This is a genomic window from Rubrilithobacter danxiaensis (genome assembly GCF_047272945.1).
Classification (GTDB): Bacteria; Bacteroidota; Bacteroidia; order Sphingobacteriales; family Sphingobacteriaceae; genus Rubrolithibacter; species Rubrolithibacter danxiaensis.
This window is the reverse complement of record NZ_JBKOPS010000001.1, coordinates 295,541-316,713: the sequence shown is the minus strand read 5'-3', so window position 1 is coordinate 316,713 and position 21,173 is coordinate 295,541. Positions and strand designations below refer to the sequence as shown.

The window sequence follows — 21,173 nt, the reverse complement described above, 5'->3', positions numbered from 1 at the left end:
ATGTTAAACCTTTTCAGAATCTTTTCATTAATTTTTGCTTTTTCTATTTGCGTGATAACTCTTGCGAATGCCCAAAAACCACTTTCCTTGAGTAAAGTTAATCCTCATTATTTCGAGTATCAAAATAAGTCTCTGATTCTAATTACCAGCGGGGAACATTACGGTGCTGTAGTAAATACCGATTTTGACTATTTAAAATACCTTGATGCCTTACAGCAAGAGGGAATGAATAATACCCGTGTTTTTTCAGGCAGTGTTATTGAACGGGAACAGGATATAAAATGGATGGGGTATGGTAATACTTTGGCCCCAAAGCCAGGCAAGGTTATAACTCCCTGGGCAAGGAGTTCCGTTAGCGGGTATGCAGGTGGTGGAAATAAATTCGATTTGAACGAATGGAACGCGAACTACTTTAGCCGCTTAAAGGATTTTATTAAGCAGGCAGCTTCGAGGGGCATCTTTGTCGAACTTACCTTATTCGGCAATAACTATACAGATGAACAATGGACGTACTCTCCGCTATACCCTAAAAATAACATACAAGACGAAGGGCCTTCGGGAGAAAAAAGCTTTTTGCTTTTTCAAACAATGAAGAATAAAGAGTTGGTGTCGAGGCAAGAGCTACTTGCAAAAAAGCTGGTAGAAGAACTTAACTCTTTTGATAATCTTTATTATGAAATCTGCAACGAGCCGTATAACGAAGTAAAAGATTCCGCCGCAGTAGATGAGTGGCATAATCATATGATTGATTTTATTGTTAAGGTAGAATCAGGTTTGCCTAAAAAACATCTTATTGCGTCAAACCAGGCAGTGGTCGATAACCCTGCTGTTTCTGTTGCTAATTATCATTATGTTAAAATTCCTCATATGCCCGACTTTAGATGGCTTTATAGCCTTGATAAGGTAATAAGTATGGATGAAACTATGGGATCTATGGTTGATGCGACCGCAGAGGATGTTCGGGTAGAAGCCTGGGATTACATGTTACGCGGTGGAGGAAGTTATAATAATTTAAGCTGGGAATATACACCGGAAAAGCCGGAAGGAACAACGGGGGCGTCAACTATTCGCAAGCAATTAAGTCATTTGCAAAAGTTTATGTCCAAAATAAATTATGTTGAAATGAAACCAGGCCCGGAGTTTATAAAATCTATACCAGATAGCGGTTTTATAAGAGTTTTATGTGATGAAGGGAAACAGTATGGAGTTTATCTGCATCACAGTATAGCAAAAGGAAATGATCCCATTTGGGGATACAAAGCAATTGTTAAAGACTTTACAGATAAAATTGAGCTTGATGTTCCCAAAGGAAGTTATTCGGTTGAATGGACAAATCCTGCTACAGGGAAGAGATTTGATGATATTAAGACAATTAAACATTCTGGAGGAAGTTTGGTCTTAACTACTCCTCGTTATACTACCGATGTTGCCTTGCAGTTAACGCGGAATGATAAATAACTTCTGGTAAAGAATAATTTTAATTTCAATAGACTGCTAATGGTGTGACTTCCCTATACTTTTGGTAGTTATCAATTTTATCTGTCCCACCAGACTCTTGAAGTTAGCTGATCTCCTCCTGTTAATCTGGATACTGCCGACTTATAATTATCCGGGTTGTTTAAAACTTCTGTTGACAAGTATGGAAATCTTCTGGGAATAGTGCCATTGGTGGAGTTGCCGGGATAATTTACCGGAGTAAGTCTGGGATAACCGGACCTTTTCCAATTCAACCACGCTTCAATAAAATCAAAAGTACTTCCGGTGGTGGCCCAGTACTGCTCGTTTATCATTTCAATTGCTCTTTCAGGATCAGATTCATTCAGTGGATGTGTTTTTACATAGGAGGTGATCACTTCGGGGGTGATGGTTGCCGCAGCATCTAATTGAGAAAGGCTTTGCAAGGCTGCGGAAACGCCGTTTGAATAATGATTTGCGGCCGAACCGGGAATATTCCACCCTCTTATTTTGGCTTCAGCCAGCAGTAATTCGGTTCCTGCAAATGTTAAGATAAAAACGGGCGCATCCAGTTTAAGATATAGCGATGTTCGGGGTCTGGAATAATTTCCTAAGGGAGCAGCGTCTGCACCGGTTCCGGAGGCACCGGGATAATCTTTATGATTTCTAACGTCGGTTGCACCACCCAATAAATCCTGTCCGTTAGGTAAACCTTCCTGGATATCAGGATCTGTATCACCTGTAAGCGTCTGGTCGGAATTGTTCGACAGCCCGGGGGGAGGAATCTCAGCAATTACACCCAGCCGCGGATCATCGTTATTTCTTAAAAAATCAATAAAAGTTTTACTCCACCGCACTTCTCTATAATCGGATGTTGTTCTCATGGCAATGGCTATACTGTTACGGCCATTGAATGATGTTGCATCTGTAGGCAAAATTGCATCGTCGTTAAGGTTTGTAAAAGTTCCTTCAGAAGCAGCTTTCTCTACCCATGTTCTTGCCAGATCCGGATTTACTTTCACCAGCCGCATGGCGATCCGCACCATCAGGGATCGGCCAAACTTTCGCCATTTAGCAAGATCACCATTATAATACAGGTCGGCAATAGGTTTAGGACGTGTATCATCAAGTCCATTTATTGCCGCATCTAAATCTTTCAGCATGGCCGGGTAAATGTTCTCCTGCCGGTCGTATACTGGATATTTTATTCCTTCTTTTGCCTTGGCAGCCTGAAAGTAGGGAATGTCACCATAAATATCTGTAGCCCTTTGCATAATAAGCACAAACATGATATTGCCGATGTTAATTAAATTGGAATAGGCTACAGAGTCTTTTTCCTTTGCCAGTCTTTGCATCTCTCTTATCGTTGAAACTTCAGAATAGCTTGACTCAAAGAGTGCTCCTTGATAAGCAGTAAAATTGGCGGTGTTTACGTACTTATCGCCGTTATTATAATAGAAATAGGTAGAGGCCAGAATCTGCATCATTGGGGCGGCATATAGAAGCTGGTTGTATCCGATATTCCCCGATCTTAACTGGGCTGTTGCTAATAAATAGTCGGGGTTAAAGTTCTCTGCACTCGATTTGGTCGGGTCTGTATTTATCTTATTCAGCTGTTCTTTTGAACAGCTGGCAAGGAATAGAAACAATCCTGCGAAGGCAAAAAGTATTATTTTCAAGATGTTATAATTTGTAGGTTACTCGTAATCCAAATGTTCTGACAGCCGGCAGCGATCCACCTTCAATACCGGCGTAATCCAGGCTTGAAGAGAACTGCGATTCAGGGTCAATATTTTGAGTGTACTTTAATAAAGTTGCCACATTTCTTGCATACAGATCCAGCGAAATCCTTTTACCGGGAAAATTTCTCCCGGTATTTTTATCGAAAGTATAGCTGAGAGTGATTTGTCGCAGTTTTATGAAACTTCCGTTTAAAACAGAAATTGCAGAAATATTATTAGCCAGTTGTGGGTAGTAAGTATATGCGGGTACCAATATATTGTTAGTGCTTCCGTTTTCAAGAATGCCCTTTGCAATAATTCCGGTTTCTCTTCCGCTTATTGTTGCCGTGTTCAGGCCGCGTACATAAGAATAATGTTCGGTAGCTGACAGTACTTTATTTCCAAACTTGAAATCTGTCAGGAAAGAAATACTTGCATTTTTATACGAATAGGTACTTGACACCCCTCCGAATAAACGAGGTAAGGTGCTTCCCATGGGTTTTAGTTCTCCCCGTACAGGAATTCCGTCACTACCTATAATAATAGTTCCGTTGTCATCCCGCTTATAGTCATAAGCCATTATTTGCTTAATAGGTTTACCTACCACCATTGCTGTAAAGGCATTTAAAGGCCTGTAGGTGCCCGTTCTGATATATCGGCTTGTACCATCTATTGAAACCAGCCTGTTTTTAATAAAACTTGTATTGATGGTTGTTTCCCAACTATGATTCCTGCTTTTAATCAAAAATCCTTTGATTAAAATTTCCTGTCCCGAATTAAAAGTTTCACCCAGGTTTACAAAAGCGGAGGTAAAGCCACTGGTGACAGATTGTTCAGCACTTAATATCTCGTGGTCTGTTTTTCTACGAAAGTAGGTGAAATCAATGTCGAGCCTTTGCTTAAAAATCTTCAGGTTCAAACCAAATTCCAGCTCTTTTAATGAGTATGGTTTTAACGTTGTATTGGGGAGCCCACGTGAAAAATCTCCTGTGGGGATATTGTTAACCGACGGGCCAGCGCTGTAATAGGTTTGTGTTGTATAGGGCTGTGTTGGTTCTCCGCTTGCTTTTGCATAACTTATTCTGAATTTTCCATAATCAAGTGCCGGTACCTTCAGAATATCTGAAAATAACAGGCTTCCGGAAAATCCCGGAACAAAAATACCTCTGGTGCCTTCAGGAAGGGTTGAATAAACGTCATACCTGCCCGTACCGGAGAAGTAGAGGAAGTTTTTTACATTGAGGTCGATAGAGGAAAATAGGGATTGAGTAATTAACTCATTTAAACTATAATTGATACCTATACTTTTGAGATTAGAAGGCACATAAAGATAAGGTATATTAAATTGTGTGCCATAGTATCCAGATAATTCGTTGTTTCTTTTTCTATAAGCGGCACCGCCAATGAAATTGGCTGATAAAAATTGGTTTATATTTTTATCGATGTGTAACAGAAGTTCGGCGTTAATTTCGGAAGACTTCAATTTATTCAGCCTGTTAAGTCCTCCTTGTTTGTTAATAGAAAACGCAGTTCCTGTTGGTATTACCGACAACTGGTCGTCAATGCTGATATCTTCACCTAATCTCCCCTGTAAATAACTGTTTTTATTGAAATCGTATTTTATAGTTGCTGATGATATAAACCTGTTCCTGCTGTTTTTATCGGATTGTTTATTAATTAAAAAATAGGGGTTTGTTTTATATTCATCGTCACTCCACGTGATTTCATTTCCAGTTATAGGATCATACCCGGGAGCCAGGGCTTTTTGGTTTAAGCTTGTTGCAAGCGAAGTTATGGCATAGTTAGGATTGAGAGGGGCGTCGCTTAAGTATGATCTGTTTTTTTCAAACTTATTAATGTAGGTGCCATTTATTTCAGCTCTTAATCTTTGTGTTATTTGGTAATAGGAGTTTATGGCAAAATTCTTTTGGCTTAAAGCACTATTTTTAATGATTGCCTGCCGGTCAGCTATAGATGCCGACAACCAGAAGCCTGCTCGTTCGTTTGATCCGCCCGCAAAAATAGTGTGTGAAGTGCCTGTGGCAACTCTGTAAAAACGTTCAGGATTATCTTTTACAGCTGCATAGGGATAAAGTTTTCCATCAAGTTGAATAGTAGGCTTTCCGTCAAGTTGTTCGCCCCAGCTTAGCAAAGACGAGGCAATCGCACTTTCACGCGACTGGGGTCTTTTGTTTTGCATTCCTTGTCCGTAAATGTATTGAAAATGAGTGTTGTTAACTGCCTGATCAAAGGTTATGTTGGAATTGAACTCTATAAATGAAGAGTTTTTTTGTCCGGTTTTAGTTTTAATGTTTATAACCCCATTAGCTGCCCGGGCACCATACATTGCCGAGGCGGCGGCTCCTTTTAAAATCGTAATGGTTTCTATTTCGTCAGCGTTTATATTACTGATACCGTCTCCGTAATCTATCCCTCCATATTCCGTAACTCCGCTTCTGCTAACATTGTCAATAGGAATTCCATTTAATATAAATAAGGGGGAGCCTGCGTTCATACTTGCCGCACCTCGCAATAGTATTCCTGCAGAGGATGAAGGGCCACCGTTTGTGCCGCTTATGTTTAATCCTGCTACCCGGCCCTGCAATCCCAGTATAAAGTTCGACTCCTTTCCTTTACTAATTTCTTCGCCTCGTATTGTAGATACAGAATAGCCTACTTTTCTTTCTTCTTTAGTAATATTTAAAGCTGTAATAATAGCCTCGTCCAGAACTACAGTTTTCGGTTCAAGCACTACATTAATTTTACCTGTTTTGCTTACAGGTACTTCTTTATCCTTAAATCCTATATGAGAAAAATGTAAAGTGTCATTTTGCGGCTCAATAGCGATACTGAAAGTCCCATTCGGATTTGAGGCAGCGTTATTGTTACTGTGTTTCGCTTTTATATTCGCTGATGAAACGGGATTTCCTTTAATATCATTTACGGTTCCGGTAATAAGATTTGTCTGCGAATGATTTTTTTTTCTGCTGATTACAATAAGATTGTCTTCAAGCAAAGTGTATTTATGATTGGTGTTGTGAAAGAACTCGCCAAGCCAACTTAGTACATCTTTATCAACAAGGGTATCAGTAACTCTTTTTGAAGGGAGGTCGTTAGGATCATAAAGAAAGCGATATGAGCTGTTCTTTGTTATAATATTAATAACGCTTTCAAAATCTGCATTATTAAATTTATGGGTAATTTTTGTCTGGCCAAGTACAACCGAGCAACAAAGTAGTAATACCGGGCATATTAATAGCCAAATAAACCTCATCAAATGTAAATCATTATGCCCATTTATCCTCTCTGGCAAGTACAAGCTCCTTGTCTAAGGTAGTTAATAAATATATACTATGCCTTCTTGTATTTTATATTGAAAAGGGTTGACCGTTTGTAAAGCGAACAGCAATTCGTTCAATGTTTCATCCTTAAAGTTCCCTGTATATTTTCGGAACCGCTTCGCCTGATCTTTGAAAATAATTTTGACTCCAAACTTTCGCGAAATGCTATTTGCTAATAATTCAAAGCTCTGATTTTTAAACTCAAGCCTGTTCTCTAACCAGGCTATCTCAGCTATAGAGACAGAATTGTCTGTTTTCGTAAGGGAAATCTTCGAATCTTCGATAACAATTTTATCCTTCGGTTCTAAAAATACTGATTTACCTGATGCCCCGGCTGTAGTCAACTCTATTTTACCGTTTATCAGTGTAGCTTCTTTTCTGATTTCTCCCGGATATGACTTTATGTTAAATTTTGTTCCTAATACTTTTACTTTGAATTGATCACTATGAACAATGAATGGGTGTACTTTGTCTTTAGCTACATCAAAAAAGGCTTCGCCCGACAAATATACTTCCCTGGTATTGCCTGAGAAATTTTGGGGATATTTAAGTTCAGACTCTGAATTTAATGTTATAACCGTTCCGTCTGAAAGTTTTACTTTTGATATAGTGCTGCTTGGCGTCGCAAGCTTCTTCCACGACAGCGTATTTTCACTTTCAGATGTTTCTAAGAATAGCTTTTGGAATACTATCGCCGAAAGGAAGAGCAACAAAACAGCCGCTGCTGCTTTCCACTTCCAATTTAGGCTTAAACTATTTTTTCTGCCCGAAATCGTTTTTTCTTCGTAAATTCCAATATCAGTCTTTCTTTTAATCCTTTCAAAAATAGTGTCCATATTTTCATATGGGATGTCAGACTCCTGCCAATAATTTTGCAGTAAACGATATTCTTCTCTGTATGAAGCATTGCTATGCAAAAGGGCTTCAAACTTCCGTAACTCATCTGAATTGATTTCCCCTGCTAATTTTTTAGACATTAACTCGGTAAAACACTTTTCAGATTCTGGCATAAGCGGTTCTTTATATTATAAAACAATCCTTCTTTTGCGAATATTGCTTACAGTGTGTAAAAATATATTTTTCCCAGAAATATTATTATAAGCCCCAGTAGCTTGTCTTTTGGGAAATCACCCTTTTTTTTATAGTCGGAGTGAAGCACTACTCTCAATTTTGCTATAGCCCGAAAAAGCTGAGTTTGCACCGTTCTTGGAGAGATATCTAAAATCTCGGCCACTTCTTTGTATTTGAGGCCGTTCTCTTTTATTAACCGGAAAATAAGTTTTGCTTGCTGAGGCAGGGTTTCAATTGCAATGTCTAATTGATGGTGAAGTTCCTTGGTCTCTAACTTTTTAACAGGATCATTTTTATCTACAAGTAAAAAATCGTCGGTGTCATCAATGTCAACAAGGTGGATGGAAGAGAATTTTTGGTTGTATTTAATCGATTGGTTTTTTACCGCAACGTGCAAATAGGTTTCAGGAGACTCAATATCCGCTAAGCTTTTTCTGTTGTTCCAGCATTTAACAAAAATTTCAGATACAATTTCTTCTGCCGGTTCCTTATGGCCAATGTAGTAAATGCAAAATTTTATAAGCTTTTTGAACAGCACATAATACACTCTTTCGAACGCCTTCGTGTCATCCTCCCTGCAAAATTTTTTCCAAAGTTCTAAAATTTCCGGTTTCACATTCAACCACTTGTCAGACTACAATTATACAAATTATACGAAATACAAAGTTTAAAAAAGCAATTGTCAAAATTTTAATCCAGGTAAAGACCGGGAACCTATATTGCCTTTCTGCTGCTAATGTTTATTGCGTAATAAACCTTTCCTCTCTTTTAAAAGTAAAAAAATAAATTTCTTGTAAGCATTTTTTTTTCTATAAGGATTCTTTCTATAGAGACATTTTCCAAAGCCTTTCACTAAAGTTATGGCTGGAATTTATTTCGCCTTTGAATTATAGAAGATATAATGATAAATGATACTTGCGTTTAATTTAATTAGTTGGTTAAAAGTGCCATCTCCTTATGGAGATGCACTTTTATTAGTCCAATAGAAGTTTCATCTCTTTACCTCTTTACGCCCATAGTAAGTTACAGATGAAATATTCGGAGGCCTCCGCTTAATTAAGAAATAAAAAAATAAATTTCTTGTAAGCATTTTTTTCCTGGAGAGGATTCTTTCTATAAATAGCCATCTGGAAGCTCTGATTATTACTAAAAACTTATTACCAATTATTACTAATCCAAATTTTATGAAAATTTCTTTTACAGACTTAGACTGCAATTTGCACTCTCCGCCCGTTTTACGAGCGTATTTCACTCATTTTTCATGTAAACAAACTGTCCAATTATTAAAAAGGTAATAATGCTCTTTCAGATTAAAGCTTGAGAATATTAATTATCTAAATCACTTATTAAAAAATAGAATTTCTTTATGAAAAGACTGCTTTCTATCCTGGTGCTGACGCTGTTTTTTTGTGTCAGCTCAAAAGCACAAGATCGCTTACTTTCAGGTGTGGTTACCGATGTCAAAGATAACAGCGGTATTCTTTCTGCAACAGTAAAACTTAAAGGCGGCTCTGCAATTACTAAAACAGAGTCAGGCGGAGCGTTTCGTTTATCAATTCCCTCCGGAAAGGTTACACTACAGATCTCGTCTGTAGGCTATGAAAGCCGCGAGGTAACTGTGGGCCCTAATGAAAACAATATCAGGGTTTCACTAACCGCAAGCACACAACAATTAAATGAAGTAGTTGTAACAGCATTGGGCATTTCGAAAAATGCCAGAAAAGTAGGTTACGCTGTAACTACCGTAGGCGGAAACGATTTATCTCAGGCCAGAGAAAACAACATTGCAAATGGTTTATCGGGCCGTGTTGCCGGCTTGAAGGTAAGCTCAACAAGTAGTGGTCCGGGCGGTACTTCTAAAGTATTGTTACGTGGCTTGCCGAGTATGAGCCAAACAGGAGGCCCTTTATATGTAATTAATGGCATTCCCATGGATAATAGTCAAAGAGGAAGTTCAGGTGAGTGGGGAGGTGCTGACAATGGAGACGGTATAGGAAATCTTAACCCGGATGATATCGAATCAATTTCTGTACTTAAAGGCCAGGCTGCCTCGGCTTTATATGGAGCAAGAGCTACCTATGGAGCGATTGTTATTACCACGAAAAAAGGTAAAAGAGGTGGTATCGGCGTGGAGTATAATTTGAATAGTATGTTCGATCAGGCTATTAACAGTACTGACTTTCAATATGAGTACGGACAAGGACAAAATGGCCAGAAACCAGGAGACGCGCTGGAGGCCCGCAATACAAACAGGGTAAGTTGGGGCGCTAAACTGGATGGGTCGCAGGTTATTGGTTTTAATGGTGAAATGTACCCCTATAGTGCGGTAAAAGATAACATTGAAACCTTCTATAGAACCGGAAGTTCAATGACTAATACTCTTGCTCTTTACGGAGGATCAGACAAAAACCTGTTCAGACTATCATTGTCTAATCTGGATAATGAGTCAATTATAAGAAACAGCGGCATCAGCAGGAAAACTGCTAACCTGAATGTGGAACAAAAGCTAACAGATAAACTGAAAGCTAATGTTTTCGTAAATTATATTGATGAAAAATCGAAAGCAAGGCCTCAGTTAAGCGACGGCCCGATGAATGCCAATAACTTCCTTTTCCTGGCTTCCAATGTGAACCAACAAATATTCGCTCCCGGATACGATAATACTACAGGCTTCGAAACACAGTTTAGCGACGATGAATTCGTGTCGAATCCATGGTTTGTGGTAAATCAGTATGTAAATGATTTAAGCAGGAAGAGATGGATAACTTCGGGCTCTTTACGCTACGATTTTACAAAATGGCTGTATGCCCAGGGAAGAGTGGGATATGATATCTTTAATGACAGGCTTTTAAAAGCAGAACCCTGGGGTACTGCATATACCGAAGATAAACACGGTAACCTTCAGGATTTAGCTAATTCTCAGCAGTATGAATTAAATCTGGATGGTCTGATCGGTATATCAAAGGATCTGACCAAAGATATTAGTTTGGATGCGGCAATAGGAGGTAACATCAGAAAAAATCAATACGAAAAAACAAGAGTGGCCGGTAGTTATTTCCTTATCCCGTATCAGTACTCTTTAAGCAATGTTCGCAGCCCGAACACCAACCCTAATGATAATTATGATTTCTGGCGTACTGAAGTGCAGTCAGCTTATTATACCTTAGACTTCAACTTTAGAAAGTACCTTACACTATCTACTACCGGCAGATATGATGCCCTTTCTACTTTACCGGAAAATAACAATACCGTATTTGCACCTTCTGTTTCGGCAAGCTTTATTTTCTCTGAGCTTGCTAATCTCAAGAAGCTTGATTTTGGAAAGTTAAGAATTTCTTATGCCCAAACAAGCGGCGATTTTCCTGATCCTTACAAAACTTCTTTATATTATAGCTTATCAAGTCCTTTAGGTAATACCCCGGTTGGTAATTTTAGTACAGACCTTCCTAATTTTCTTTTGAAGCCTTTTATAACTACTGAGTTCGAAGTAGGTACAGAGTTACGGACATTAAATAGCAGGTTGAACCTTGATATTGCATGGTACAATAAGAAAACCAAGAACGAAATCATGCCGGCTACTTACAGCATATATACAGGCGGAACATCCGGATTTGTTGGAACAGGATCTACACAAAACAAGGGTCTTGAGGTTCAGATTGCCGGTACACCTGTAAAAAGCCAGAATTTTAAATGGGTGTCTACCTTCAATTTTACAACCATTGCAAATAAGGTGCTCGAAACAGATGCCGATGGAAAAAACCAAAATCTTGGTACTAACCGGGGTGTTTTAGGAAATGCGCTAACGGCCTTTGTTAAAGGTGCTGCGGGTCCTCAAATATTGGCGTATGATTACAAGAGGAGTGCTTCGGGAGAAATAATAGTGGATGATGCCGGCCTTCCGGTAAGAGGCGATTTGATACAAATGGGAAGCGTGTTACCTAAATACTATGGAGGATGGAATAACGAATTCAACTATAAAGGCTTTGGGCTTTCATTTCTTATCGACTACAATTATGGTAACAAGATACTCTCTGCAACAGAATATTATTCCATCCGCCGGGGTTTAAATAAAATGACGCTTGAGGGCAGAGACGGTGTAACTGTTGGTGTACATGCCGACGGCACACCCAATACCGTTAAGGCAGATCCACAAGCTTACTATACAGCTTTAGCTAACAATATTACTTCCACAAGTGTGGTAGACGGAGACTTTATTAAGTTAAGACAAGCAACTTTAGGCTATACATTATCTCCGGCTATAGTTTCCAAATTGAAAATTTTCAGCAGTGTTCAGATATCCTTAGTAGGCAGAAACCTGGCAGTGTTGATGAGAAAAAGCAAGAACATTGATCCGGAAGCGAGTTTTGCTTCTAATATCCGCTATTACGGAATAGAAGGTACGAGCCTTCCTTCGGCCAGGTCGTATGGTTTCAATCTTAATTTTAAACTCAAATAAAGATTGTCCGGTAAACTGAAGTTTAATTAATAACAAAATGAAAATTAAAATGAAGCAGTATCTTATCAAATATGCAGGTCTGTTTTTGATTATATCATTGTTTTCCTGTACAAAAGATTTCAATGAGATCAATACAGATCCCACTCAAACAAGCCCTCAGAATTTCAATTCTGATTATTTTATCTCCAACAGCCAGGCGCAGTTTGCAAAAGGCATCAGCGGATATGAAGGGCCTATACTTTTTCAAAGCGGCTGGATGCAAATTTTTGCCATGGCAACTACCAGCGGTGATTATTATGCGAATGCGGATAAATACGTGGCGTCCTCCAACACGAACGATTATACAGGAAGAAGCTGGAAAGATTTAGGCCGTGCGGCTTCGCTTGCCAACGAAGTTATTGTAAATTATGGAAACAATCCTGCGAAAGTGAATTCGGTAGCTGTAGCCACAATTATGAAGGTGTTATGTATCAGCTATGTTTCTGATGCGTATGGAGATGTTCCCTATTCACAAGCCTTTCAGGTAAGCAGTGGCATTACACTCCCGGTGTATGATAAGCAGCAGGAGTTGTATCCTCATTTGCTTTCCGACCTTGAGGCGGCAGTAAATAGTATTGACCTGTCAAAAAGCGCTCCTGCCGTTGATGTGTCTTCTTTAAACGGTGATATGGCTAAGTGGAAACGTTTTGGATATTCTTTGATGTTAAGAATGGCCATGCGTTTGGTAAAAGTAGATGCAAATGCTGCTAAAACATGGGCAGAAAAAGCTTACGCGGGTGGTACCCTGAATAGCGGTGAAGATGTTTATTTCAGGAGCGATAACGCTAACGGCTACGGAAACAATAATATTAATGCGTGGCTTACCGCTACTGATTTTAATCAGGTGCGCTGGAGTAAAACACTTATTGACTATCTAAAAAGCAACGCAGATCCCCGGCTATCAGCAATTGCAGAAGTGCCGCAACCAGGTGTTGCTGCTGCCAATAATCAGGATCTTGCCGGAGATAATACCTTTGCCACCCAGTTAGGCCTTCCTAACGGCTATGATATTATTGCCTCATCTCCGTCAAATATTGCAAATGCCCCCGGCTATCCCGGAGGAACAGGAACCGGAACCGATTTGTCTCCTATTGGAAAATATTCCCGTCCTTCAATAAACGTTTATAAAAACAGGAACCTTCCTGTATATGCCTTATCGTATGCTGAGTCGGAATTATTGCTTGCGGAAGCAGCTATCAGAGGATGGAATGCCGGAGAATCAGCGGCCGCTCATTATTCTAATGCTGCAAAGGCCGGGGTTTTATCATTGAACAACTTAAAAGACGGAGTAGTAAGCGATGCTGCTGCTACAACCTATGCAAATGCTCATCCTTTGGATATTAGCAATCAGGCAAATGCTTTGAATATGATTAATACGCAATACTGGGCCACTACCGGTATTTTGCTAAACTTCTCAGAAGCATGGAACAACTGGAAACGTACAGGGCTGCCTGCTTTAACGCCGATTAATTATACCGGAAATTTTTCTGGCGGTCAAATTCCACGTCGTCAATTATATCCTTTAGACGAGGGAACTTCCAATAGAGCCAATTACCTCAACGCCGCAGAAAATATTTCAGGCGGTGATACCTGGACAGGAAAAATATGGTGGGATAAGTAATAATAAAAAAAGCAGGAGAATGTCTCCTGCTTTTTTTATTTTAATCCGTTGATACCAGTTTAATGCTTTTAATTATGAACAGATACAGCCGACTGATTCTCCTGCTGACTGCATTGTCTTGTTATTTATCTGCTTCGGGACAAAAAAAGATGTTTGAATCCTTAGCGTCAAAAAACACTGGAATTGCCTTTTCAAATGATATTAGTGAGACAGAAAACCTCAATGTGCTGGCGTATGAATATTTTTATAATGGGGGAGGAGTAGCTGTCGGCGATATTAATAACGACGGTCTGGAAGATCTTTTTTTTACCGCTAATATGAAGCCGAACCGGCTTTATTTGAACCTGGGAGACCTGAAATTTAGAGATATTACAAAAGCCGCGGGTGCTGGATTGGAAGGAAGAAAAAACAGCTGGAAAACCGGTACTACCATAGCGGACGTGAACGGAGACGGATTGCTCGACATCTATTTGTGCTATTCCGGCAAAGTGGCTGATGAAAACAGGCGGAATCAGCTATTCATTAACAAAGGCAATTTGAAGTTTGATGAGGCAGCGAAACAGTATGGACTGGATGATAAAAGCTACAGTACTCAGGCTGCATTTTTTGATTTTGACAACGATGGCGATCTGGATATGTTTCTGTTAAATCATAGCACTAAAAAAATAGACAACATGGAACTTGCCCGTCACAGGAATTTAATTGATTCCCTGGCAGGTAATAAACTATACAGAAATGACGGTGCCCACTTTACAGATGTCTCAAAATCGGCTGGAATATACCAAAGCCCTCTTAATTTCGGATTAGGGCTGGCTATTGCAGATATTAATAAAGACGGATGGCAGGATATCTATGCAAGCAATGATTATAACGAACCCGATTATTTATATATCAACAACCATAACGGAACATTTACAGAATCTTCTGAAAAATATTTTAATCATCTTGCCCAGTTCTCAATGGGTGTAGATATTGCTGACTTTAATAATGATGGCTTACCTGATGTTTTAAATATGGATATGATGCCCGAGGATAACAAACGGCAAAAACTTTTACAATTACAGGAGAATTATGAATCGTTTCAGTTGATGCTCAATCAGGGATTGCAGAAGCAATACATGCGCAATATGCTTCAGTTGAACAATGGTAATGGAACATTCAGCGAAATAGCTCAATTATCCGGCTTGTCTAATACAGATTGGAGCTGGGCCCCTTTATTTGCTGATTTTGACAATGATGGTTATAAAGACGTTTTCGTTACAAACGGCTATTTGCGGGATTACACAAATAAAGACTTTTTAAAATACTGGGGCGATTATAAGGTGAAAAAAGCAATTGACCGGGAACCCGCAAAGTTAATGGACCTGATAACCGCAATGCCTTCTACAAAGGTTCACAACTATATTTTTAGAAATAACAAGGATCGTACATTTAAAAACACTGTGGAAGAATGGGGGCTGCAAACACCCGATATTTCAAGCGGAGCCGTTTATGTTGATCTGGATAACGACGGTGACCTGGATCTTGTTGTTAACAGGATAAATGAAGATGCAGCGATTTACAGAAACAACAGCAGCGAAATCTCTGGAAATAATTTTTTGTCAGTTAAACTGGAGTTCAAAACTCCCAATTTAAATGCCATCGGTTCCAAAATTTATTTATATACAAAGCAGGGCCTGCAGTACCTGGAGGTAAATCCCAACAGGGGCTATTTGTCTTGTGTTTCCACAACTGCTCATTTTGGGATTGGGCAAGAGAAAGTTATTGATTCGGTACTTGTTATCTGGCCGGATAAAACGCAGCAAAAAGTAACAACTCCTGCAATAAATTCCCTGGTTAAAATAACCTATAAAAGTACTGTGTCAGTACCTCCTGCTACTAAAAAGAATATCGTTTTTGAGAAATCTCCTGCATTCATCAACTATACCAATCAATCCAACAGAGAAAATGATTTTAAGCGGCAGCCGCTTTTATTGTATATGTACTCCAAAACAGGTCCGGTTATGGCAAAAGGAGATGTTAACAAGGATGGTTTAACAGATATTTTTATTAGTGGAGATCAATCAGAGCCCGCAAAGATATTTCTTCAGCAAAAAGATGGCTCGTTTAAACCTGTTCCTCAAAACATCAGCGATGAGGCTGCCTCTACAATCAGCGCAGCCGTTTTTTTCGATAGCGATAATGACGGGGATCCGGATTTGTATATGGCTAAAGGAGGGTATTCCCTTTTCGAAGCTAATACGCCATCCCTTCAGGACGAGTTATATCTGAATGATGGAAAGGGTAATTTCAGCCGCTCCGTTACTACGCTTCCCGATGTAAGTGCCGGCAGTAAATCTTGTGTAAGGCCATGCGATTACAATGGAGATGGGAAAATAGATTTATTCGTTGGAGCAAGAGTTGTTCCCGGGCAATATCCGGTAATTCCTGATAGTTATCTTTTAACAAATAGAGGGAACAACACTTTTGAAATAACGCCTTCTTCTTTTTCAAAAGTTGGAATGGTGACTGATGCTGCATGGACCGATATTAACAAGGATGGCAAACCGGATTTGATTTTGTGCGGAGAGTTTATGCCGATAAGTATTTTTATTAATAACGGCAGCGAGTTCATTGACAGCACCGATACGTATTTTACTGACGATAATAAAGGCTTATGGCAAACCTTAACTATTGCAGACATTAACAATGATGGGGAGGATGATATTATTGCCGGTAACCTTGGACGTAATATTCAATTTCATTTTTCAGAGAAAGAGCCGCTGGAGTTGTATTATGCAGATTTCGATAACAATGGTTCAGTAGATCCGTTTTTAAACTGTTATGTACAAGGAATAAGCTATCCTTTTGTAAGTCGCGACGAACTGAATGATCAGATTTACGGTATGCGCAAAAAATTTACATCATATAAAAGCTATGCCGATGCTACCATAAAGGATATTTTTTCACCAGAAGAGTTAGCAAAGGCCAATAAGCTTTCAGCCACAGAACCTAATAGCGTGTATTTTATAAAAAAGGGCCCACGGTACGAAAAAAATGTTTTACCGGTGGAAGCACAGTTTTCAATGGTAACAAAAGTTCTTACCGGCGATTTTAACAGGGACGGCAGGCAGGATTTATTACTATTAGGCAACCATTCAGATAACAGGTTAAAAATAGGAGCTATTGATGCTAATTTCGGCTGCCTTTTAATCGGTATGGGTACTGGTGAATTCTCTTATGTAAATCAATCAGAATCTGGCCTCAACGTAATAGGTGATGTGAAATCTGCAGATACATTTCCAATAAACGATAAAAATTATGTAGTCGTGGGCGTGGCCGATGGGGAACTGCAATTTTATAATTACAAATAACCCTAACTGTATGCAACTATGAGCTTTATCAACTATTTAAATAGCTTTCTAGAAATCAGAATTACAAGGGTAATACAAAAGATCCATGCAAAAGCAACAATGCTGGGGGCCTTTTTCTTGATTCTACCCATAAAATCGTTCAGCGTTCAGAAACCGCTTCATCTTGAGAATGCTGTAAAGCCAGCGGTTTTTTCCTTATCCATGGTAATGATGCACGATGTATTGTCGCCGACCGGAGCTGCCAGATATTTTGCTTATTGCATGTTAGGGGCTTACGAAATAGTTTCAGGTAACGATATAGAAACATTTGCACTGAAAAAAAACATTAACCAATATCCAAAGATCAATTTTACGGATGTTAAAGGCTATGACCGAGACATTGCCGCGGTGTTATGCATTTACGAATCCGGAAAATCACTTTTGCCGTCGGGCAGTATGATGCAGAAGAATGAAGACGATTTTTTGAATTTTCTAACTAAAAGCAAAATAACTAAACAGACCATAACCGCATCGTTGCTTGTAGCGCAGGATATAAGCAGGCAAATTGTCGCGTGGTCGAAGACAGACGGATATAGTAAGCTGAGTTCCCGGCTTCGTTATACACCTGCAAAGGGCGAAGGTTACTGGTATCCTACTCCGCCTGCTTATATGGAACCGGTAGACCCGCATTGGAATACATTACGTACTTTCTTTATTGACTCGGCTGCTCAGTTTACGCCTGAACGACCTACTCACTTTAGTAAAGATTCTACCAGTGCTTTTTATAAAATAGCACACGATGTATATAGTGCGACGAAAAATGCTACATCTGAACAAAAGGAAATAGCTGCTTTTTGGGACTGTAATCCTTTCGCCTTAGTCACAGCCGGTCACATGTCTTTAGGATTTAAAAAAATTAGTCCGGGAGCTCATTGGATGAATATAACCGGTATTGCCTGCCAACAGGCTAAGCTCGATATGAAAGCTGTAATTACTGCCCATACATTAGTAGCCTTGTCTCTGCATGACGCATTTATTAGTTGCTGGGATGAAAAATATCGGAGCAATAGAATACGGCCTGAAACATTTATCAACAGAAATATTGATGTAAGCTGGCAGCCCATGCTACAAACACCTCCATTTCCAGAATATCCCTCGGGTCACAGTGTGGCATCAACAGCAGTAGCTGTTATACTTTCCGGCTTATTGGGAAATAATTTTAGCTATACCGATGACACTGAACTTATGTTTGAATTGAAACCGCGTAAGTTCAAATCCTTTATACAGGCCGCTGATGAAGCGGCTATTTCAAGGTTTTACGGAGGAATACATTACATGGATGCAATAGAGAACGGGCAGAAACAAGGAAAACAAATCGGAGAGTCAATAGTAAGAAAATTAGGTCTAAGTCAGTCTTCTCTAAAAACCAATGAAAAGGATGTTGCAGGGAAATAGTTTTTGTAAACACGAATACATTAAATCCTTTTGTGTTTTAAGTTTTTTACTTTGAGAGTACCCTCTTCCTTAAAATTATAGCATTCGCAGAAATTAAATCATTTAGTAATTAGGCAAAAGTTTAATTTAATGCCATAAGAATGATGAAAGTACTTGAGTACTGTTAAATTATAATAATCTGCTGAGAGAGCTGGTATAGCGGAAAAAATAAACATCCTCGGTTCCCTGTTTTAAAAAATCATCTTCAAAATCCAATTCCGGGAAACCGAATAAATTACTTATTGTTAGCATCTAACATCACCTTAACATTTACACTATGAAAGCAGCAGTATTTCACAAACCCGGAGATATTAGCGTTGATACGGTTGAAGATCCCCGTATTGAAGATTCCGGCGACGTTATTTTAAAAGTAACTTCTACAGCGATATGCGGATCGGATTTACATATCTATGATGGCGGAGTTCCACAAGCCAAAGACATGATTATGGGGCATGAATTTATGGGAATAGTGGAGGAAGTTGGCTCAAATGTTACCAGGCTTAAACGGGGCGACAGAGTGGTAGTGCCATTCCCTATAGCCTGTGGCCACTGCTTCTTTTGCACCCATGGCGCTACTCCGCATTGTGAAAATTCCAATCATAAACATTACGGGCCGGAAGGAGACATGCTTGATGGAAAAGGTGGTGCCTTATTCGGCTACACAGATCTGTATGGCGGATATTCCGGCGGTCAGGCTGAATATGTACGGGTACCTTATGCCGATATCAGTCCTCGGATTGTTCCTGAAAATATGACGGACGAACAAGTGCTGTTTTTAACCGATATTTTCCCGACAGGCTGGTCGGCAATAGATTGGGCACAGCTAAAAGGAGGAGAAGTTGTAGCCATATTTGGTTCGGGGCCGGTAGGTTTAATGGCGCAGAAAGCAGCCTGGCTAAACGGAGCAAGCCGTGTAATAGCGATTGACCCTTTAAATTATCGTCTTGAAAAAGCCCGTTTGGTTAATAAAGTAGAAACTATCAACCCGCATGAAGTTGACCCGATTGAAGCAATACGGGAAATGACAGGTGGCAGAGGCGCCGATGTTTGTGTTGATGCTGTTGGATTTGAAGCCGAAAGAAATATTCTTGAAAAAGCAAAAGCTGTTGTCAATTTTGAAAAAGGGACCTCAAAAGTTATTGAAAATTGTTTTAAAGCCGTTCGACGTGCCGGAACAGTTTCTATCGTCGGTGTTTATGGTTCTCCTTATGATAACTTTCCTGTTCACCGGATGTTTGATAAGGGTATAACAATAAAGCAAGGACAAGCTCCTGTTTTAAATTACCTCGATCATTTGATCCAATTGGTTAAAGACGAGAAAGTAGTGTTAAACGATATTATTTCACACACACTTCCCTTAGATCAGGCATCTCATGCTTACGATATATTTAAAAATAAAGAAGATGACTGTGTTAAAGTAGTATTGAAACCTTAACAACTTGTTTTTCCAATACTCAAAAAATAAAAGCTCCACCCGGAGCTTTTATTTTTTGAGTAAGACGACACTCACTGTTTATCTGCAGGTGCCTGTTGTTTGTTCGTCTGTTCTGCAACTATACTATCCGGTAATACTTTTCCCATCCCAACCTGCATTTTGTTTTTAAATCCTGATATAACACTTCCTTTTCCGGACATTAATGCATCGTAGCCATCCTGAGCAACTTTTGCCGGATTATCCAGTTTGCCTTCCTGTACGATTTTAGAATTCTCCATATCTGCTTTATTGAAAAAGTCGGTATCGGTAGCTCCCGGAAGAAGACAGGTAATAGTGATATTGTAATCTTTTACCTCATTCCGGATTGCTTCGGTCCATGAATTAACAAAAGCTTTTGTTCCATGATAAACCGATTGCCAGGGGCCGGGAATTTCTCCCGCTATCGAGCCAACATTCAAAATCTTTCCTTCATTCCTCGCAATCATTTCTTTCAGGAAACATTTTGCAAGTACTACATAGGCTCCGATATTTAATTGAATAATATCAAGTTCACGATTAATATCTGTTTCTGCAAACTTGCCGTATTCACCCTGCCCTGCATCATTTACCAAAATATCAACCTGAATACCTTGTGCTTTTACTTCATCATATAGTTCAAAAGGTGCTTCCCGCAGAAATAAATCCTTCGCAATAGAAACTATCTCAACAGCATATTGCTGTTTTAATTCCTGCGCTGTTTTTTGCAGTTCCTCTTCGCTGCGGGCCACAATTATCAAGTTGTACTTTTCTCTGGCAAAGAGTTTAGCAAGTTCATAGCCAATTCCGCTTGTTGCACCGGTTATAAGTGCATAGTTCTTATTTGTTGTCATGATTGTAATTGTCTATTTTATTCAACTTTGTTTGCTGAAGAGTGTTTTGTTTTAAATCAAATGTTATAATCCGAACATGAGCCAATTCCTTTTGTTTCTTACAGCACAATAAGCAAGAAATATGATAATATAACATCTTCAATGAATGGGTTAGCAGAAGCAAGTTCTGTTAGGAAAAAATATTATCCATTGTTAAATCGGCAACTAAGAATCTTCTTTGATATAAAGAAATAGAAGACTCATCTGTATGTTCGGATCATTTTAAAGCATGGATCCCATAACAAAATCAATCCTCAGTTTTAACAATAAGCAACATTTCGAAATTCCGATGTGGAGGTG

At 39.2% G+C, this 21,173-nt stretch carries 11 protein-coding genes; 6 read left to right on the top strand and 5 right to left on the bottom strand.

The features are described from left to right. The first annotated feature begins 87 nt into the window (after window positions 1-87). Window positions 88-1,458: a cellulase family glycosylhydrolase gene (locus ACLCDL_RS01275; RefSeq protein WP_423146180.1), complete on the top strand. Its 1,371-nt coding sequence runs from the start codon at window positions 88-90 to the stop codon at window positions 1,456-1,458. Window positions 1,459-1,535: 77 nt separating this feature from the next. Here the strand turns inward: ACLCDL_RS01275 and ACLCDL_RS01270 are convergent, their stop codons facing one another. The 4 genes from ACLCDL_RS01270 to ACLCDL_RS01255 all read right to left on the bottom strand — a co-directional run bounded on the left by ACLCDL_RS01270 (window position 1,536) and on the right by ACLCDL_RS01255 (window position 8,204). After that, window positions 1,536-3,134 (bottom strand): SusD/RagB family nutrient-binding outer membrane lipoprotein, encoded by a 1,599-nt coding sequence (locus tag ACLCDL_RS01270; RefSeq protein WP_423146179.1) that lies wholly within the window; start codon window positions 3,132-3,134, stop codon window positions 1,536-1,538. Between the two features lie 4 nt (window positions 3,135-3,138). Continuing rightward, the gene (locus ACLCDL_RS01265) at window positions 3,139-6,450 is read right to left on the bottom strand and encodes a SusC/RagA family TonB-linked outer membrane protein (protein ID WP_423146178.1); all 3,312 of its coding nucleotides are present in this window, start codon (window positions 6,448-6,450) and stop codon (window positions 3,139-3,141) included. A 63-nt stretch (window positions 6,451-6,513) separates the two neighbouring features. Next, window positions 6,514-7,527 (bottom strand): FecR family protein, encoded by a 1,014-nt coding sequence (locus ACLCDL_RS01260; protein WP_423146177.1) that lies wholly within the window; start codon window positions 7,525-7,527, stop codon window positions 6,514-6,516. 47 nt (window positions 7,528-7,574) lie between these two features. After that, entirely contained in the window at window positions 7,575-8,204 is a 630-nt protein-coding gene (locus ACLCDL_RS01255; protein ID WP_423146176.1) for an RNA polymerase sigma factor, read from the bottom strand. A 750-nt stretch (window positions 8,205-8,954) separates the two neighbouring features. On the opposite strand from ACLCDL_RS01255, the gene ACLCDL_RS01250 reads away from it, so the two are divergent. The 5 genes from ACLCDL_RS01250 (at window position 8,955) to ACLCDL_RS01230 (ending at window position 19,965) form a co-directional block, all read left to right on the top strand. Next, the gene (locus ACLCDL_RS01250) at window positions 8,955-12,044 is read left to right on the top strand and encodes a SusC/RagA family TonB-linked outer membrane protein (protein WP_423146174.1); all 3,090 of its coding nucleotides are present in this window, start codon (window positions 8,955-8,957) and stop codon (window positions 12,042-12,044) included. Between the two features lie 37 nt (window positions 12,045-12,081). Beyond that, complete coding sequence (locus ACLCDL_RS01245; protein ID WP_423146173.1) at window positions 12,082-13,704, top strand: SusD/RagB family nutrient-binding outer membrane lipoprotein; 1,623 nt, start codon at window positions 12,082-12,084, stop codon at window positions 13,702-13,704. 74 nt (window positions 13,705-13,778) lie between these two features. Next, window positions 13,779-17,057 (top strand): VCBS repeat-containing protein, encoded by a 3,279-nt coding sequence (locus tag ACLCDL_RS01240; RefSeq protein WP_423146172.1) that lies wholly within the window; start codon window positions 13,779-13,781, stop codon window positions 17,055-17,057. A gap of 18 nt (window positions 17,058-17,075) precedes the next feature. Next, on the top strand, window positions 17,076-18,491 hold the full coding sequence (locus ACLCDL_RS01235; protein WP_423146171.1) for a vanadium-dependent haloperoxidase: 1,416 nt from the start codon (window positions 17,076-17,078) through the stop codon (window positions 18,489-18,491). Window positions 18,492-18,807: 316 nt separating this feature from the next. Then, entirely contained in the window at window positions 18,808-19,965 is a 1,158-nt protein-coding gene (locus ACLCDL_RS01230; RefSeq protein WP_423146170.1) for a zinc-dependent alcohol dehydrogenase, read from the top strand. Window positions 19,966-20,036: 71 nt separating this feature from the next. On the opposite strand, the gene ACLCDL_RS01225 is transcribed toward ACLCDL_RS01230, so the two are convergent. Next, a complete protein-coding gene (locus ACLCDL_RS01225; protein WP_423146169.1) occupies window positions 20,037-20,834 on the bottom strand; it encodes an SDR family NAD(P)-dependent oxidoreductase in 798 nt (265 codons plus the stop codon). Window positions 20,835-21,173 lie beyond the last annotated feature (339 nt).

What these genes read in the sequence shown, in the direction of transcription:
- ACLCDL_RS01265 (WP_423146178.1), bottom strand. Translation starts at nt 6,450, where the DNA reads ATGAGGTTTATTTGGCTATTAATATGCCCGGTATTACTACTTTGTTGC.
- ACLCDL_RS01260 (WP_423146177.1), bottom strand. Translation starts at nt 7,527, where the DNA reads ATGCCAGAATCTGAAAAGTGTTTTACCGAGTTAATGTCTAAAAAATTA.
- ACLCDL_RS01250 (WP_423146174.1), top strand. Translation starts at nt 8,955, where the DNA reads ATGAAAAGACTGCTTTCTATCCTGGTGCTGACGCTGTTTTTTTGTGTC.
- ACLCDL_RS01245 (WP_423146173.1), top strand. Translation starts at nt 12,082, where the DNA reads ATGAAAATTAAAATGAAGCAGTATCTTATCAAATATGCAGGTCTGTTT.
- ACLCDL_RS01240 (WP_423146172.1), top strand. Translation starts at nt 13,779, where the DNA reads ATGAACAGATACAGCCGACTGATTCTCCTGCTGACTGCATTGTCTTGT.
- ACLCDL_RS01235 (WP_423146171.1), top strand. Translation starts at nt 17,076, where the DNA reads ATGAGCTTTATCAACTATTTAAATAGCTTTCTAGAAATCAGAATTACA.
- ACLCDL_RS01230 (WP_423146170.1), top strand. Translation starts at nt 18,808, where the DNA reads ATGAAAGCAGCAGTATTTCACAAACCCGGAGATATTAGCGTTGATACG.
- ACLCDL_RS01225 (WP_423146169.1), bottom strand. Translation starts at nt 20,834, where the DNA reads ATGACAACAAATAAGAACTATGCACTTATAACCGGTGCAACAAGCGGA.